The sequence below is a fragment of the Streptomyces sp. NPDC059649 genome, assembly GCF_042734445.1.
GTDB lineage: Bacteria > Actinomycetota > Actinomycetes > Streptomycetales > Streptomycetaceae > Streptomyces.
Map to the genome: position 1 here is coordinate 69,747 of NZ_JBHWDV010000006.1, position 15,673 is coordinate 85,419.

The 15,673-nt window shown below is 72.9% G+C and carries 10 protein-coding genes and 1 riboswitch; of the genes, 2 read left to right on the forward strand and 8 right to left on the reverse strand.

Annotation, left to right across the window (positions count from 1 at the left end; genetic code table 11):
- Positions 1-87: 87 nt before the first annotated feature.
- The 3 genes from ACFV1J_RS11015 to ACFV1J_RS11025 all read right to left on the reverse strand — a co-directional run bounded on the left by ACFV1J_RS11015 (position 88) and on the right by ACFV1J_RS11025 (position 4,968).
- Positions 88-1,278 (reverse strand): alkaline phosphatase family protein, encoded by a 1,191-nt coding sequence (locus ACFV1J_RS11015; RefSeq protein WP_385857009.1) that lies wholly within the window; start codon positions 1,276-1,278, stop codon positions 88-90.
- Complete coding sequence (locus ACFV1J_RS11020) at positions 1,278-1,871, reverse strand: DUF5998 family protein (RefSeq protein WP_030417303.1); 594 nt, start codon at positions 1,869-1,871, stop codon at positions 1,278-1,280. Before ACFV1J_RS11020 ends, ACFV1J_RS11015 begins: the two co-directional genes overlap by 1 nt.
- 70 nt (positions 1,872-1,941) lie before the next feature.
- Positions 1,942-4,968 carry a GNAT family N-acetyltransferase gene (locus ACFV1J_RS11025; RefSeq protein WP_385857010.1) on the reverse strand — a complete coding sequence of 1,009 codons (3,027 nt, stop codon included), beginning with the start codon at positions 4,966-4,968 and terminating at the stop codon, positions 1,942-1,944.
- 132 nt (positions 4,969-5,100) lie between these two features.
- On the opposite strand from ACFV1J_RS11025, the gene ACFV1J_RS11030 reads away from it, so the two are divergent.
- Positions 5,101-5,382, forward strand: coding sequence for an HPr family phosphocarrier protein (locus ACFV1J_RS11030; RefSeq protein WP_385857011.1), 282 nt, complete (start codon positions 5,101-5,103; stop codon positions 5,380-5,382).
- A 308-nt stretch (positions 5,383-5,690) separates the two neighbouring features.
- On the opposite strand, the gene ACFV1J_RS11035 is transcribed toward ACFV1J_RS11030, so the two are convergent.
- The 4 genes from ACFV1J_RS11035 to ACFV1J_RS11050 all read right to left on the reverse strand — a co-directional run bounded on the left by ACFV1J_RS11035 (position 5,691) and on the right by ACFV1J_RS11050 (position 10,552).
- On the reverse strand, positions 5,691-6,380 hold the full coding sequence (locus ACFV1J_RS11035; protein WP_385857012.1) for a GntR family transcriptional regulator: 690 nt from the start codon (positions 6,378-6,380) through the stop codon (positions 5,691-5,693).
- A 182-nt stretch (positions 6,381-6,562) separates the two neighbouring features.
- Positions 6,563-7,363, reverse strand: a complete 801-nt coding sequence (locus ACFV1J_RS11040) for a M23 family metallopeptidase (RefSeq protein ID WP_385857013.1) — start codon at positions 7,361-7,363, stop codon at positions 6,563-6,565.
- Between the two features lie 12 nt (positions 7,364-7,375).
- Positions 7,376-7,531, reverse strand: a riboswitch (cyclic di-AMP (ydaO/yuaA leader).
- A 265-nt stretch (positions 7,532-7,796) separates the two neighbouring features.
- On the reverse strand, positions 7,797-9,179 hold the full coding sequence (locus ACFV1J_RS11045; RefSeq protein ID WP_385857092.1) for a M16 family metallopeptidase: 1,383 nt from the start codon (positions 9,177-9,179) through the stop codon (positions 7,797-7,799).
- A 35-nt stretch (positions 9,180-9,214) separates the two neighbouring features.
- Entirely contained in the window at positions 9,215-10,552 is a 1,338-nt protein-coding gene (locus ACFV1J_RS11050) for a M16 family metallopeptidase (protein ID WP_385857093.1), read from the reverse strand.
- Positions 10,553-10,921: 369 nt separating this feature from the next.
- Between ACFV1J_RS11050 and ACFV1J_RS11055 the strand changes: the two genes are divergently transcribed.
- Positions 10,922-13,369: a DNA topoisomerase (ATP-hydrolyzing) subunit A gene (locus tag ACFV1J_RS11055; RefSeq protein ID WP_385857014.1), complete on the forward strand. Its 2,448-nt coding sequence runs from the start codon at positions 10,922-10,924 to the stop codon at positions 13,367-13,369.
- A 236-nt stretch (positions 13,370-13,605) separates the two neighbouring features.
- On the opposite strand, the gene ACFV1J_RS11060 is transcribed toward ACFV1J_RS11055, so the two are convergent.
- Positions 13,606-14,841, reverse strand: a complete 1,236-nt coding sequence (locus ACFV1J_RS11060) for a CobW family GTP-binding protein (RefSeq protein WP_385857094.1) — start codon at positions 14,839-14,841, stop codon at positions 13,606-13,608.
- Positions 14,842-15,673: the final 832 nt, after the last annotated feature.

Here is a 15,673-nt window from a genome sequence, read left to right on the forward strand (position 1 = left end):
GCCCAGGGGAGGGTACGGCCCGCGCGGGGGCAACAGGCGGAGGGCATAAGGGAGGTGAGGGGGTGGAGGGCCGCGGGCGGGGTGTGGTCAGGTGCGGACTTCCAGGAGCGGCACCAGCTGCTCCATGGGGGTCATCGACCCGTGCATCCCGACCATCTCCGACTCCCGGGGCTCCCGTTCGGTGGCGATGATGACCATGTCGGCGTGGGCGGCCGCGACCACATCGCCGATCCGGTCACGCACCCGGTCGTCGACGTGCGGCCCGAACCACCCGGCGGCGATGGCCTCTTCACGGCTCGCGACCCACATCTGGTCGCCGACCACCTCGCGCCACACGGCGAGCACATCCGCGGCCGCGCCCGGATGGGCGTAGACGTGCCGGGCGCGCCCCTCGCCGCCCAACAGGCGGACGCCGGCGCGGAGTTCCCAGTCCTCGTCGAAGTCGATCCGGGACTCCGGGCCGAACGGGATGTCGATCATGCCGTGGTCGGCGGTGATGTAGAGCGCGCTGCGCGGCGGCAGTTGCTCGGCCAGCCGCTCGGCGAGCCGGTCGACGTACATCAACTGCCCGCGCCAGGCATCGGAGTTGACGCCGTAGCGGTGGCCCTTGCCGTCGACCTCGGAGTAGTACGTGTAGACCAGCGAGCGGTCGGCGGCGGCCAGCTGCTCGGCGGCCAGGTCCATCCGCTCCTCGCCGGAGAGCCGGCCGTGGAAGGCGCCGCCGCTGAGCGCGATCTTGGTGAGCGGGGTGTGCCGGAAGTCCGGCGCGGAGACCTGGCAGGTGTGGATGCCCGCGGCCTCCGCGAGCTGGAAGACCGTCGGGTACGGCTGCCAGGTGTACGGGTCGGTCCACGGGTACCAGCGCAGCTGGTTCATCAGCTCGCCGGTGGCCGGGTCCTGGCAGGTGTAGCCGGGCAGTCCGTGGGAGCCCGGCGGCAGGCCCGTGCCCACCGAGGCGAGCGAGGTCGCGGTGGTCGAGGGGAAGCCGGCGGTGAGCGGACGGCCGCTACCGTTGAACGACGTCCCCAGGAGCGAGCTGAGGAACGGGGCCTCCTCCGGGTGCGCGCGGAGCAGGTCCCAGCCGAGGCCGTCGATCAGGAAGACGCAGGCCCGGTCGGCGGGGGCGAGGTCCATGCCGGTGGCCAGCTCGGTCATGCCGAGGCCGGCGGCGATGGTGGGCAGCAGATCGGCGAGCGAGCCGGTGCCGTACTGCGGGACCGGCGCGCACAGCGGGTCGAGCGGTTCGGGTTCCGGCCAGGCGGGGGCGACGTCGACCATCAGCGGGGGGTGGTGGTGGCCGCGGTGGCCTCGGAGAGCGCCTGGGCGAAGGCGAGCGTCTCGCGCACCGAGTCGGGGCCGTCGCCGGCCTCGCTGACCCGCAGCGAGAGGTCGTCGGCGGTGGAGGAGCCGGTGTAGCCGTGGTCCGCCTCGCAGTTGGGGTCGCCGCAGGCGGCGGGCTCCAGGTCCAGCCGGGCCACCGCGCCCCAGCCGATGGTCAGCACGACCTCGCGGGGCAGCTGGCCGGGGGTGTACGACTCGGGGTTGGCGACCACCCGGCTGAGCACCACGGAGGAGATCCGGCCTAGCTTGACGGACTCGGTGGAGGTGGTGGCGTACGGCGACGGGGAGGTGGCGTCGGCGGCCTGCTCGTCGGTGTGGCTGACGATGAAGCGGGTGCCGGTCAGGACCAGGACGGTGACATGGCGGCGGACCTCGTTGGCGTCGAAGGTCGTCTCCTGGTGGACGAGGTACGACACCACCGGCTCTCCGCCGACCGCGGCCTGCACCGCCTCGGCCACGAGCGTCGGGTAATAGCCACTGCGCTCGATCGCCGCGCGCAGCCCCTGGGTCGTCGTACCGGTCTTAGCCATGGGGTCCATCCTACGGGGCTCGGCGGGCACCACAGCCCCTGTGGTGCGGGGTCCGTGCGGTCCGGGCGGCTCAGTAGGCGGGCAGGCGGCGGGGGCCCAGGTCGGTGGTGGCGGGCGGGCGGGCCAGGCGGACGGCGGCGTCCAGGACGGACAGGCCGCGCGGGGCGACGACGACCGGTTCGAGCTCCACGCCCACCACCTCGGGGTGGTCGTCGACGAGCCGGGAGACCCGGAGCAGCAGCTCGGCGAGGGCGGCGGTGTCCACCGGCTGGGAGCCGCGCCAGCCGAAGAGCAGCGGGGCGGCGCGGATCGAGCGGATCTGCTCGGCGACCTCACGGTCGGTGGCGGGGATGAGGCGGTGGGCGATGTCGCCGAGCAGCTGGGAGGGGGCGCCGGCCAGGCCGAAGGAGAGCACGGCGCCGGCGGCCGGGTCGATGGCGGCGCGGATGACCGTGTCGACACCGCGCGGCACCATGGACTGGACGACCGGCCGGAGCTCTTCGGGCGAGCCGAGGAAATCGGTCAACTCGGCGTAGGTACGGCGGAGTTCGGCCTCACCGGCGATGTCCAGCCGGACTCCGCCCAGGTCGGCGCGGTGCCGGAGGTGGGGCGCGGTGGTCTTGAGGGCGACCGGGTAGCCGAGGCGGGCGGCGGCGCGGACGGCCGTGTCGGGGTCGGGGGCGGGCAGTACGGGGCGGGTGTGGATGCCGTAGCGGGCGAGCAGGGCCGCGGCGTCGTCGTCCGGAACCCGGACCGAGCGGCCGCTGGGGACGTCGGCGGTGAGCCGGTCGAGGAGCCGCTCGATGTCGGCGCCGGCCGCGGCCTCCTGGATGTCGTCGTACTCGGGCACCCGGCCGGGATCGGCCGCCTCCCGGCGCCAGGCGGCGTAGCGGACGGCCTCGGCGAGCGCGCGGGCGGCCCGCTCGGCGGCGGGGTAGGCGGGGATGCGCAGCGGGGCGGGACGCCGGCTCGGCGGGACGGCGGCCTCGGCGGCGCGGACCGGGGGCGTCGGTGCCGCGGTGCGGGCCCCTGGGGGCGGGCCCGGCGGGAACGGCGGACGGGACGGCGGGTACGGGGGCCGGGGCGGCGGGGCGGGGGCTGCCGTCGGCGGCGGGGTGCGGGGCGCCGGGGCCGGTGGGTCGGGTTCGGCGAGGGGCTGTGGGGCGGGTCGGTCCGCCTCCGCCGAGGGGGCGGCGGGGTCCGGGGTGGGCGGCGGGGCGGCGAGGGTCTCGGCCAGGGCGTCCATGGCGAGGTGGACGACCGTGACCGGCTTCTCCGGGTGGGCCGCGGCGGCCGTGCGCAGCGCCGTGGCGAGCGCGGCGCCCTCGCTGCCGCCCGGGAGGGCCCCGTCTTCCTCCCCCACCCATGGAATGGCCGTGACGATCACCGCGTCGCAGCCGTCGCCGGAGAGCGTCTCGTCGAGGGCGGCGCGGAAGTCGTCCGGTGTCGCGGCGGAGGGCAGCACCCGGGGGCGCAGCGGCCGCAGCCGTTCGGTCAGGCAGGCGTCGTAGGCGAGCAGGGCCAGGGACTCGGAGTTGCCGAGGATGGCGATCCGCGATCCGGCCGGCAGCGGCTGGGAGGCCAGCAGCAGCCCGGCGTCGATCAGCTCGGTGACGGTGTCGACGCGGATCACGCCGGCCTGGCGCATCAGGGCGGCGACCGTGCTGTCGGGGACGCGGACGGTGGGCACGGTGTGGCCGGGCGGGGTGGTGCCGTTGTGCCGGGCGCCGCGGGCGACCACGACCGGTTTGACGGCGGCGGTACGGCGGGCCAGCCGGGCGAACTTGCGGGGGTTGCCGATGGACTCCAGGTAGAGGATGACGACGTCGGTGTCCGGGTCCTCGTACCAGTACTGGAGGAGGTCGTTGCCGGAGACGTCGGCGCGGTTGCCGGCCGAGACGAAGGCGGAGATGCCGGCGATCCCGCCGTCCCCGGGGCCGCGTGCGTGCAGTCCGCTGAGCAGGGCGATGCCGATGGCCCCGGACTGGGTGAACAGGCCGATGTGGCCGGCGCCGGGCATCTGCGGGGCGAGGGAGGCGTTCAGCCGGATGTCGGTGGCGGTGTTGATCAGACCGAAGGCGTTCGGCCCGATGAGGCGCATGCCGTACGAGCGGGCCTGGTGGAGCAGGGCGCGCTGTCGCTCCCTGCCCTCGGGGCCGGCCTCGGCGTAACCGGAGGAGAGGATCAGCACGCCCGGAACGCCGTGTTCGCCGCAGTCGCGGATCACCTCCGGGACGCGCTCCGCGGGGACGGCGATGACCGCGAGGTCGACCGGGTCGGGGATCTCCCGGAGCGCGCGGACCGCCGGTACGCCCTCGGGGTCGAGGCGCCGCAGGTCGTCGGGGAAGGCGTGGTTGACGGCATGCAGCCGGCCGGTGAAACCGGAGTCGAGGATGTGCCGGAGGGCCGTGCGGCCGATGCCGCCGGGGGCGCGGCCGGTGCCGATGACGGCGACCGAGCCGGGGGCGAGCAGCCGCTGGACGGAGCGGGCCTCGGCGCGCTGCTCGCGGCCGCGCATCACGGCCATGGACTGCTCGGTCGGTTCGAGGTCGAACTCCAGGCGCACCACGCCGTCTTCGAAGGTGCGCTTCTGGGTGTACCCGGCGTCCGTGAACACCTTGATCATCTTGGTGTTGGCGGGCAGCACCTCGGCGGCGAACCGCCGGATGCCGCGCTCGCGGGCGACGGCCGCGATGTGCTCCAGGAGGGCGGAGGCCACCCCGCGCCCCTGATGGGCGTCCTGCACCAGGAAGGCCACCTCGGCCTGGTCGTCCTCGGGGCTCTTGGCGGGCAGCCCCTGGTCGTTGATCCGGTCGTAGCGGACGGTGGCGATGAACTCGCCGCCGACCGTGGCCGCGAGCCCGACCCGGTCGACGTAGTCGTGGTGGGTGAAGCGGTGCACATCGCGGTCGGACAGGCGCGGGTAGGGCGCGAAGAAGCGGTAGTACTTGGACTCGTCCGAGACCTGTTCGTAGAAGGAGACCAGCCGCTCGGCGTCGTCGGGGGTGATGGGGCGGATCCGCGCGGTGCCGCCGTCGCGCAGCACCACGTCGGCTTCCCAGTGGGTCGGGTATGCGTGGTCCGGCGGCTTCTGCATGCGGACAGCGTACGACCGGCCACCGACAACCGGCCCGGCACGCGTAATCTCGGGGTCAGGGGCGGCTGGGAGCAGTCCCGACACCGTGAGAGAATGGTCTAGACAACAGTCACGACTTTGAAGGGCAACATCATGGCTGAGCGCCGCGTCAATGTCGGTTGGGCCGAGGGCCTGCACGCCCGCCCCGCGTCGATCTTCGTCCGGGCGGCCACCGCCGCCGGCGTCCCGATGACGATCGCCAAGGCCGAGGGCAATCCGGTCAACGCGGCCTCCATGCTCGCGGTCCTGGGCCTGGGCGCCCAGGGTGGCGAGGAGATCGTGCTGGCCTCGGACGCCGAGGGCGCCGAGGAAGCGCTCGACCGCCTGGCCAAGCTCGTCTCCGAGGGTCTCGAAGAGCTCCCCGAGACCGTCTGAGCCCACCGGGACGCCCCTCGTACGGCGGCCCCGCCGCGGTGACCTGAAAAGGTGCCGCGGCGGGGCCGTTTTGCGTTCGGGGGAAATACCGCACCCCCTCCCGCGCGCAAAGACCGTGCCCTCCGCCGCACAATTCTCACGGCCGGTGGACAATGCACGGAGAGGCACGCACGGAAAAGCGTGCGGCGGAATGTGCGTACCGGACAGCGCGCACGCCGACATTTGAAAGCGCGCCGATATCCGGAAGTAAAGGCGGACAACAATCGCCGCCCCGGGAATTCCGCACCCCTTTGTATACGGCCCGGGTGTTAAGAACGGGCGCGCGCTGTGTTGACGGGCTGTTTCGGATCGCTCACCTCGGGTGCGGCGGGGCGCCGCAGCCGGTACACCGGGAGCGAGCGCTCGATGTGGGCCGCCATCAGGGCGCGGGCCCGTTCCGCGTCGCCCCGGGCCACCGCGTCCAGCACCGCGCCGTGTTCGTCCCATGCATCACCGGCCCGCGGCGGCGGCTCCACCGCATACATCCACTCGATCTTGCGGCGCAGCTGGGTCAGCAGCGCGGTCAGGCTGGGGCTGCCGGCCGCCTGGGCCAGCGTCTCGTGGAACCAGCCGTCGAGTTGGCGCAGGTCGGTGGGGCTGCCGTGGCGGGCCCGCTCGCGGCCGAGCCGCACCAGGCCGCGCAGCACCTTCAGATGGGCGGGGGTGCGCCGGGCGGCCGCGCGGGCCGCGCCCAGCGGCTCCAGCAGGGCGCGGATGTCGAGCAGGTCGGCGGCCTCCTGCTCGGTGGGCTCGGCGACGCACGCGCCCGCGTGGTGGCGGGTGGTGACGAAGCCCTCCGACTGCAGGGTGCGCAGCGCTTCGCGGACCGGCACCCTGGAGACGCCGTAGCGCGCCGCCAGGATCTCCTCGATCAGTCGGCTCCCCGGCGCCAGCGCACCGGAGACGATGTCCTCGCGAATCGCCGTGCACACCGCATGCGCGGAAATATGGCCTCGCATCGATCGTGCCTCCGCCGTAATCCCCGGAAAACGCCGCCGGTCGGCGGCTTTTCCGAGACTCTATTCGACCGGCACGGCTTTTCCGACGGACTCCGCGTATTCGGCGATATTTTTTGGCCAATGGGCGGGGAGGGCACCGAGGCGTGCGCCGGGAGGCCGAGGCGGGTGTGCCTGACGCCGGATCAGACGTTGACGCCGTGCGAGCGCAGATACGCGATCGGGTCGATGTCGGAGCCGTAGTCCGGGCTGGTGCGGGCCTCGAAGTGCAGATGCGGGCCGGTGACGTTGCCGGTGGCCCCGGAGAGGCCGATCTGCTGGCCGGGGGTGACGGTCTGGCCGACCGAGACGCCGATCGACGACAGGTGGCCGTACTGGGTGTACGTGCCGTCGTGCATCTTGATCACGATGTTGTTGCCGTACGACCCGCCCCAGCCGGCCTCGACGACGGTGCCCGCGCCGACCGCGTGGACGGAGGTGCCGGTGGCGGCGTGGAAGTCGATGCCGGTGTGGCTGCCGGAGGACCACAGGCTGCTGGAGGCCTTGTAGCCGGTGGAGACGTAGGAGCCGGCGACGGGGGCGACGAAGGCGTTCAGGCGCTTGCGCTCGGCGTCCCGGGCGGCCCGCTCCTTGGCCTCGCGCTCGGCCTTGGCCTTCTTCCGGGCCGCCTCGGCGTGCCGCTCGGCCTCCGCCACCCGCTTCTTGGCCTCGGCCTCGGCCTTCGCCTGCATGGCGGCGGCCTCGGCGGCGGCCTGCTGGGTGTCGGCCTGGACCTCCAGGCGGTGGGCGAGCTCGTCACCGAGCACGACGGCCTGGGTGAGGCCGGTGTCCTGGGTGCGTGCCTCGTCGGTGGCGGCCATCGCCGGTGACGCCAGGGTGGCGACGACGCCGGAGGTCGCGAGGGTGGCTATACCGGCGAGGTTGCGGGTCGTCCGGGCGCTGCGGCTGGCCCGGCGGTGCTTCCCGGTGGCACGGGTGAACGCCATGTGCTGGCTTGTCCTTTCCTTCCCTCTCGCCTACCGGGTTAGCTGACGGGTTCGGAGCAGGAAGGTCTCCTACGGGCCCCTCCGGAGAGGCGCCCGATTCACCCCAGGGACGGGTGGGTCCCCGGCTCCCCTGGCTCGCGCCGTACGGGGACTCGGCGATGACTGTCCGGTGCCACTGTTGTGGCGGAGTTGTGACGAACAGCCGGACCGACGCTAAACGGGGCCACTTTGCGGCGCCAAACGGAACCGCGATTTTGTGCGGGATGCCACAAGTTCCGGCTCAACGAGCCATCCCAAACCGGACATACAGCAGACTGCGGCAGACCGGCGGCGGACAGGCGACGAGCAGGCGACGGACATACGACGGCTCCCGTGGTGAGCGAACCCCACAGGAGCCGTCGGTCGTGACGCTTCGTCATACGCCGCCTGCGGACTAGCCGCTGACGACCGTCACCTCTCCGATGCCCAGCGCCTTGACGGGCTCGGTGATCTGCGCGGCGTCGCCCACCAGGACGGTCACCAGGCGGTCCACCGGGAAGGCGTTGACGGCGGCGGCGGTCGCCTCGACCGTGCCGGTCTCCGCGAGCCGGAGGTACAACTGCGCCTGGAAATCGTCCGGGAGCTGCTGCTCCACCTGGTCGGCGAGGGTGCCCGCGACGGCCGCCGCGGTCTCGTACTTGAGCGGCGCCACCCCGACGAGGTTCTGCACCGCGACGTCCCGCTCCTCGTCCGTCAGCCCCTCTGCCGCGAGGGTCCGCAGCACCTTCCAGAGGTCCTCCAGCGCCGGCCCGGTGGAGGCGGTGTCCACCGAGCCGCTGATGGCGAGCAGCGCGGCGCCGGTGGTGCCCTCGGGGGACGTGGGGGCCGTGGAGCGCAGCACCTGCCCGAAGGCCCGCACGCCGTAGGTGTAGCCCTTCTCCTCACGCAGGACGCGGTCCAGGCGGGAGGTGAGGGTGCCGCCCAGGCAGTACGTGCCGAGCACCTGCGCCGGCCACACGCGGTCGTGCCGGTCGGCGCCGATCCGGCCGATGAGCAGCTGCGTCTGCACGGCGCCGGGGCGGTCCACGATCACCACGCGGCCGGTGTCGTCGGCGACGATCGGGGTCGCCTTCACCGGCTCGGCGGTCGAACCGCTCCAGGCGCCGAGGGTGTCGGCGAGCGACGCGGCCAGGTCGACGCCGGTGAAGTCACCGACGATCACGGCGGTGGCCGTGGCGGGCCGGACATGGGCGTCGTAGAAGGCGCGCACGGCCGCGGCGTCGATCCGCGCGACCGTCTCCTCGGTGCCCTGACGGGGGCGGGAGATCCGCGCGGTGGCCGGGAACAGCTCCTTGGAGAGCGCCATCGCCGCGCGCCGGGCCGGGTTGGCGAGCTCGTGCGGGATCTCGTCGAGGCGATTGCGGACCAGCCGCTCGATCTCGCTCTCCGGGAACGCGGGGGCCCGCAGCGCGTCGGCGAGCAGGCCGAGCGCGCGGGTCAGCCGGGAGGCCGGGACCTCCAGGGAGACGCGTACGCCGGGGTGGTCGGCGTGGGCGTCCAGCGTGGCGCCGCAGCGCTCCAGCTCGGCGGCGAAGCCCTCCGCGTCGTATTTGTCGGTGCCCTCGGACAGGGCGCGCGCCATGATCGTGGCGACGCCGTCCAGGCCCTCCGGCTCGGCGTCCAGCGGGGCGACGAGGTTGATCTCCACCGCGACGACCTGCTGACCGGGGCGGTGACTGGTCAGGAGGGTGAGGCCGTTGGGCAGTTGGCTGCGCTCGGGGGCCGGGAAGGCCCACGGCTTGGGCGCGCCGCTCTGGGGCTGCGGGTGGAACTGCATGCTGCTCCCTGGGGAATCCTGGCGGGTGGTGTCGCTCACTGCTCCGTCTCCCCTTCCTCGGCGGCGTTGCCGGCCGGCTCGGTGGGCTCGTAGACGAGCACCGCGCGGTTGTCGGGGCGCAGCCGGGCCTTGGCGACCGCCTGCACCTCCTCGGGGGTGATGTCCAGGACCCGCTGCACGGCGGTCAGCGCGAGCTGCGGGTCGCCGAACAGGACGGCGAAGCGGCAGAGTTCGTCGGCGCGGCCGCTGACCGTCGCCAGGCGGTCCAGCCATTCGCGCTCCAGCTGGGCCTGCGCCCGCTCCATCTCCTCCGGGGTGGGCCCCTCGGCGGCGAACCGTGCCAGTTCCTCGTCGACCGCGTGCTCGATGGCGGGCACCTCCACCCCGGCGGACGCCTTCACGTCCAGCCAGCCCAGGGAGGGCGCGCCGGCCAGCCGCAGCAGACCGAAGCCGGCGGCCACCGCGCTGCGGTCGCGGCGCACCAGCCGGTTGTACAGGCGGGAGGACTCGCCGCCACCCAGGACGGTCAGCGCGAGGTCGGCGGCGTCCGCCTCACGGGTGCCGTCGTGCGGAAGGCGGTAGGCCGCCATCAGGGCGCGGGAGGGCACCTCCTCCTCGACGACCTCGCGGAGCTCGGTGCCGACCACGTCGGGCAGCGTGCCGTCCCGGGGCGGCTGCTTGCCGTCGTGGGAGGGGATCGAGCCGAAGTACTTCTCGATCCAGGCCAGCGTCCGGGCCGGGTCGATGTCGCCGACGACCGACAGGACGGCGTTGTTGGGCGCGTAGTACGTACGGAAGAACGCCCGCGCGTCCTCCAGTGAGGCGGCGTCCAGGTCGGCCATCGACCCGATGGGCGTGTGGTGGTACGGGTGGCCCTCCGGGTACGCCATGGCCGTCAGCTTCTCGAAGGCCGTGCCGTAGGGGACGTTGTCGTAACGCTGGCGGCGCTCGTTCTTGACGACGTCGCGCTGGTTCTCCAGGGACTCCTCGTCGAGCGCGGTCAGCAGCGAGCCCATGCGGTCCGCCTCCAGCCAGAGCGCGAGCTCCAGCTCGTGGGCGGGCATGGTCTCGAAGTAGTTGGTGCGCTCGAAGCTCGTGGTGCCGTTGAGCGAACCGCCTGCACCCTGCACCAGCTCGAAGTGGCCGTTCCCCTTCACCTGCGCGGAGCCCTGGAACATCAGGTGCTCGAAGAGGTGAGCCAGGCCCGTACGGCCCTTGACCTCATGGCGGGAGCCGACGTCGTACCAGAGGCAGACCGCTGCGACCGGGGTCAGGTGGTCTTCGGAGAGCACCACGCGCAGGCCGTTGGCCAGCCGGTGCTCGGTCGCTGTCAGGCCGCCGGAGCCGGCTTGTTCTGTGGCCGTGTGACCCATGGGCATGTACGTCCCTTCGATCGCTTGCGAGGAAGTTCTGTCACTGTATGCAACCGCGTCGGCATCTGGCGAAGTTCCCGCAGGACCGCCCCCGATCGAGGGCCCGCGCCGACCGCCGCGAGAGCCGCCGTCCGGGCCGCCGGGACGGCCTTCACCGGCCCGTCGTACGGCCGTCACCGGGCGGCCGCGGGCACGGAAAGGGGAGTCGCGGTCGGCGTTGTCAGTGGGGCGGTCCACAATGGTCCGCGTCAGACTCAGAGATACTCGCCGGTTGATCCCCCAGCTGATCGACCCGGCTGATTGACCGACGACGCCCCGGCGCCGTCCCCGACCTCGGCAGTAGACGCAGCAGAAGGAGCCGCAGCCGCGATGGCCCGCCGCAGCACGAAGACCCCGCCGCCGGACGACTTCGAGGAGAGGATCCTCGACATCGACGTCGTCGACGAGATGCAGGGTTCCTTCCTCGAGTACGCGTATTCGGTCATCTACTCGCGCGCCCTGCCGGACGCCCGCGACGGCCTCAAGCCCGTGCACCGCCGCATCCTCTACCAGATGAACGAGATGGGCCTGCGCCCCGAACGCGGCTATGTGAAGTGCGCCCGGGTCGTCGGCGAGGTGATGGGTAAGCTCCATCCGCACGGCGACGCGTCCATCTACGACGCGCTGGTCCGCATGGCGCAGCCGTTCTCGATGCGGCTGCCGCTGGTCGACGGCCACGGCAACTTCGGCTCGCTCGGCAACGACGACCCGCCGGCCGCGATGCGGTACACGGAATGCCGGATGGCGTCCGCGACGTCCCTGATGACCGAGTCGATCGACGAGGACACCGTCGATTTCTCGCCGAACTACGACGGCCAGGAGCGGGAGCCGGTCGCCCTGCCCGCCGCGTATCCGAACCTCCTCGTCAACGGCACCTCCGGCATCGCCGTCGGTATGGCGACGAACATGCCGCCGCACAACCTGGGTGAGGTCATCGCCGCGGCCCGCCACCTGATCAAGCACCCGAACGCCGACCTCGAGACCCTGATGCGCTTCGTCCCGGGCCCGGACCTGCCGACCGGCGGCCGGATCGTGGGTCTGAGCGGCATCCGGGACGCCTACGAGAAGGGCCGCGGCACGTTCAAGATCCGCGCCACGGTCACGGTGGAGAACGTCACCGCGCGCCGCAAGGGGCTGGTCGTCACCGAACTCCCCTTCACGGTCGGCCCGGAAAAGGTCATCTCCAAGATCAAGGACCTGGTCGGCTCGAAGAGGCTCCAGGGCATCGCGGACGTCAAGGACCTCACCGACCGTGAGCACGGCCTGCGCCTGGTGATCGAGGTCAAGAACGGCTTCAACCCCGAAGCCGTCCTGGAGCAGCTCTACAAGCTGACGCCGATGGAGGAGTCCTTCGGCATCAACAACGTCGCGCTGGTGGACGGCCAGCCGCTGACGCTGGGCCTGAAGGAGCTGCTGGAGGTCTACGTCGACCACCGCTTCGACGTGGTGCGCCGCCGCAGCGAGTTCCGCCGGACGAAGCGCCGCGACCGGCTGCACCTGGTCGAGGGCCTGCTGACGGCCCTGGTGGACATCGACGAGGTGATCCGCCTGATCCGCTCCAGCGAGAACAGCGCACAGGCCAAGGAGCGGCTGATCGAGCGCTTCTCGCTGAGCGACGTCCAGACCCAGTACATCCTCGACACCCCGCTGCGCCGGCTGACCAAGTTCGACCGGATCGAGCTGGAGTCGGAGCGGGACCGGCTGCAGGACGAGATCGAGAAGCTGACCCGGATCCTGGAGTCGGACGCCGAACTGCGCAAGCTGGTCTCCGGCGAGCTGGCCGCGGTCGCCAAGAAGTACGGCACGGACCGGCGCACGGTCCTGCTGGAGTCGGCGGGCACCACGGTCGGCGCGGTGCCGCTGGAGGTCGCCGACGACCCGTGCCGGGTGCTGCTGTCCTCGACGGGCCTGCTGGCGCGTACGGTCACCGGCGAGGTGCCGTTCGACGTCGACGCCAAGCGGGTCAAGCACGATGTGATCGTCTCGGCGGTGCCGGCGACGACCCGCGGCGAGGTGGGCGTGGTGACGTCCCTGGGCCGGCTGCTGCGGCTCCCGGTGATCGATCTGCCGCAGCTCCCGGAGACCGCGGCGGCGCCGAGCCTCGCGGGCGGCGCACCGCTCTCGGAGTTCCTGACGCTCCAGGACGGCGAGGAGCTGGTCTGCCTCACCACCCTGGACGAGTCCTCGCCGGGCCTCGCGCTCGGTACGGAACAGGGCGTGGTCAAGCGGGTGGTGCCCGACTACCCCGCGAACAAGGAGGAGTTGGAGGTCATCACCCTCAAGGAGGGCGACCGCATCGTGGGCGCGGCCGAGCTGCGCACCGGTGAGGAGGACCTGGTCTTCATCACCGACGAGGCGCAGTTGCTGCGCTATCCGGCGTCGCAGGTACGGCCGCAGGGCCGGCCCGCGGGCGGTATGGCCGGGATCAAGCTGGGCGAGGGCGCGAAGGTGATCGCATTCTCGGCGGTCGACCCGGCGGCCGACGCCATGGTCTTCACCGTCGCCGGCTCGCACGGCACCCTGGACGACTCGGTCGCCACGGCCAAGTTCACCCCGTTCGACCAGTACCCGCGCAAGGGCCGGGCGACCGGCGGGGTGCGCTGTCAGCGATTCCTGAAGGGCGAGGACTGCCTGATCCAGGCGTGGGCCGGACCGGCACCGGTGCGGGCGGCGGACGCCAAGGGCGCCCCGGTCCCGCTGCCGGAGCCGGACCCGCGCCGGGACGGCTCGGGAGTGGCGCTGACGAAGCCGGTGGCGGCGCTGGCGGGTCCGGTGTAAGCGCTACGCGTGGCTCGCCCGTCGCTGCTGACGGGGCGGGGAAGCGGACGTCCTCGCTCCTGACGGGACGGGAAGCGGACGCCGTCGAGTGACCGGAAGTGGACGCCGTCGGGCCGGTGTGGAGCCGGCCCGACGGCGCTACGCGTCTCTGCTGCCCTTCCTCGTACTCGCACTCGCCACTCGCGCTCGTACTCGGACTTGCACCTGTCCTTGTACTCGGACTCGTGTACTGGTCCCTACTCGTCTCCCTCGCGGGAGGCCACGTACCGCAGCACGCCCCACATGCTGTTCACATCGGCCTCCGGCGGCCCGGTCTCCCGGCAGTTGTCCAACTCCTTGCGGAGCGCCGGGGCATCGATGCCGCTGCCGATGAGGACGAGCTGGGTGCTCCGCTCCTCGCCCCTCGGCCAGGGCTCGGGATAGAAGCGCAGGAAGTCGCCAACGGCGTGCACGGTGAACTTCTGCCGGTTCTCCGGGACATCGAAGTGGACGAACCCCTTGATGCGGTAGAGCCCGGCCGGCCGGCTGTCGAGGAAGGCCATGAGCCGACGCGGGTGCATCGGCTCCGCCGAGCTGAACTCCACACTCTGGTAGGCGGCGTGAAAGTGCCCGGTGTGGTCGCGGGCGCAGTGGTCACCACAGGCGTCGCGGCCGCAATCGTGGTGGTCGCTTGGACTGTGGTGGTCGCTTGGGCTGTGGGGATCGCTGGAGCTGCGGGGGTCGCTTGAGCTGTGGGGGTCGTGGTGGTCGACGTGGCCGTTCTCGCCGTACGCGGTTTCGCGATCGTTTCGGGGGTGCCCGCCATTGGCCGCGGCCTCGCGCAACAGGTCCTCGAAGGACAACTGCCGCACGCCAGCGGCATCGTGGTCCTCCCCCGGCCCGCGGTCGAAGAACAGCTCGGGGTCGACCCGTCCGTACGCCGCACAAAGCACCGGCCGTCCGGGCGCCAGCTCCGCGAGGGTGTCCCGGAGCGCCCGGAGCGCCGTGTCGTCGATCCGGTCGGCCTTGTTGAGCACCACGATGTCGGCGATGCCGACGTGCCGGTCCAGCTCGGGATGGCGGGCCCGGGTGGACTCGAACTCGGCGGCGTCCACGACCTCGATCAGCCCGCCGTAGACGATCCGGTCGTTGTCGCTGGCCAGGATCATCCGGATGAGTTCCTGCGGCTCGGCCAGCCCGCTCGCCTCGATGACGATCACGTCGATACGGGCGGAGGGCCGGGCCAGCCGCTCCAGATACGTGTCCAGCTCGCTGGTGTCGACCGCACAGCACAGACAGCCGTTGCCGAGCGAGACCATCGAGTCCACCTGCCCGGCGACGGTCATCGCGTCGATCTCGATGCTGCCGAAGTCATTGACGATCGCGCCGATACGGGTCCCGTCGCCGGCCCGGAGCAGGTGGTTGAGCAGCGTTGTCTTGCCCGAACCGAGGAACCCTGCGAGCACGACGACCGGGATCTGTTGCGTGGCCAGAAGGCGCCTCCATGGTGCGGGTGGCGGGCCGCGCGGCCCGGCGGCGGACGAGCAGTCGATCGTAACGGACCACCAATACGGCGCTTTACGGGCCAAGCGCCAGCCGCTTGCCGGGGGTGGGGGCGGCGCGGCGGGGGCGGGGCAACCGGGGCCACGCACCGAGCGGCCGCCGCGACGGGCCAGGGTAGGGCGCCTCGTCCGTCGCCGGAGGGCGGCGGGCGACGGGGCAATCGGGGCCCCCAGGCCAAGCGGCCGCCGCGAGGGGCCGGGGTGGGGCGCGTCCGTCGCCGGGTGCGGCGCGGGGGCCAGGGCCGGGCCGGGGCCGCACCATGGCCGAGGCCGGGCCGATCGCCGGGTCCCGGTCCGGCGCCAGGGGTGGGTCCGGCCGGCAGCAGCCGCCGCCGCTGGTGCCAGGGTGAGGCGCCTCGTCCGTCGCCAGGGCAGGGCGGGGGGCCGGGGCGGGGCCGGGCAGCACCGTGGCCGAGGCCGGGCCGATCGCCGGGTCCCGGTGCGGCACCAGAGTCGGGTCCGGCGGGCAGCCGCCGATGGTGTCAGGGTGGGGCGCCTCATCCGTCGCCGGGGGCGGGGGGCGGGGCCGGGTCGGGGCCGAGGCCGGACCGTGGCCCAGGCCCGACCGTGGCCCAGGCCCGACCGTGGCCAAGGCCGGGCCGATCGCCAGGGCCGGGTCCGGCGCCAGCATCCGGTCTCACCGACAGGGGCTGGTTGGGCGGACCGGGCCCCGTCCGGCGCCGGGGCCCGGTCCGGTGGGCAGGATCCGGTCCGGCCGGCAAGGTCCGGTCAGGCACCACGGCCCGGCGCCGCAGCGACCCGA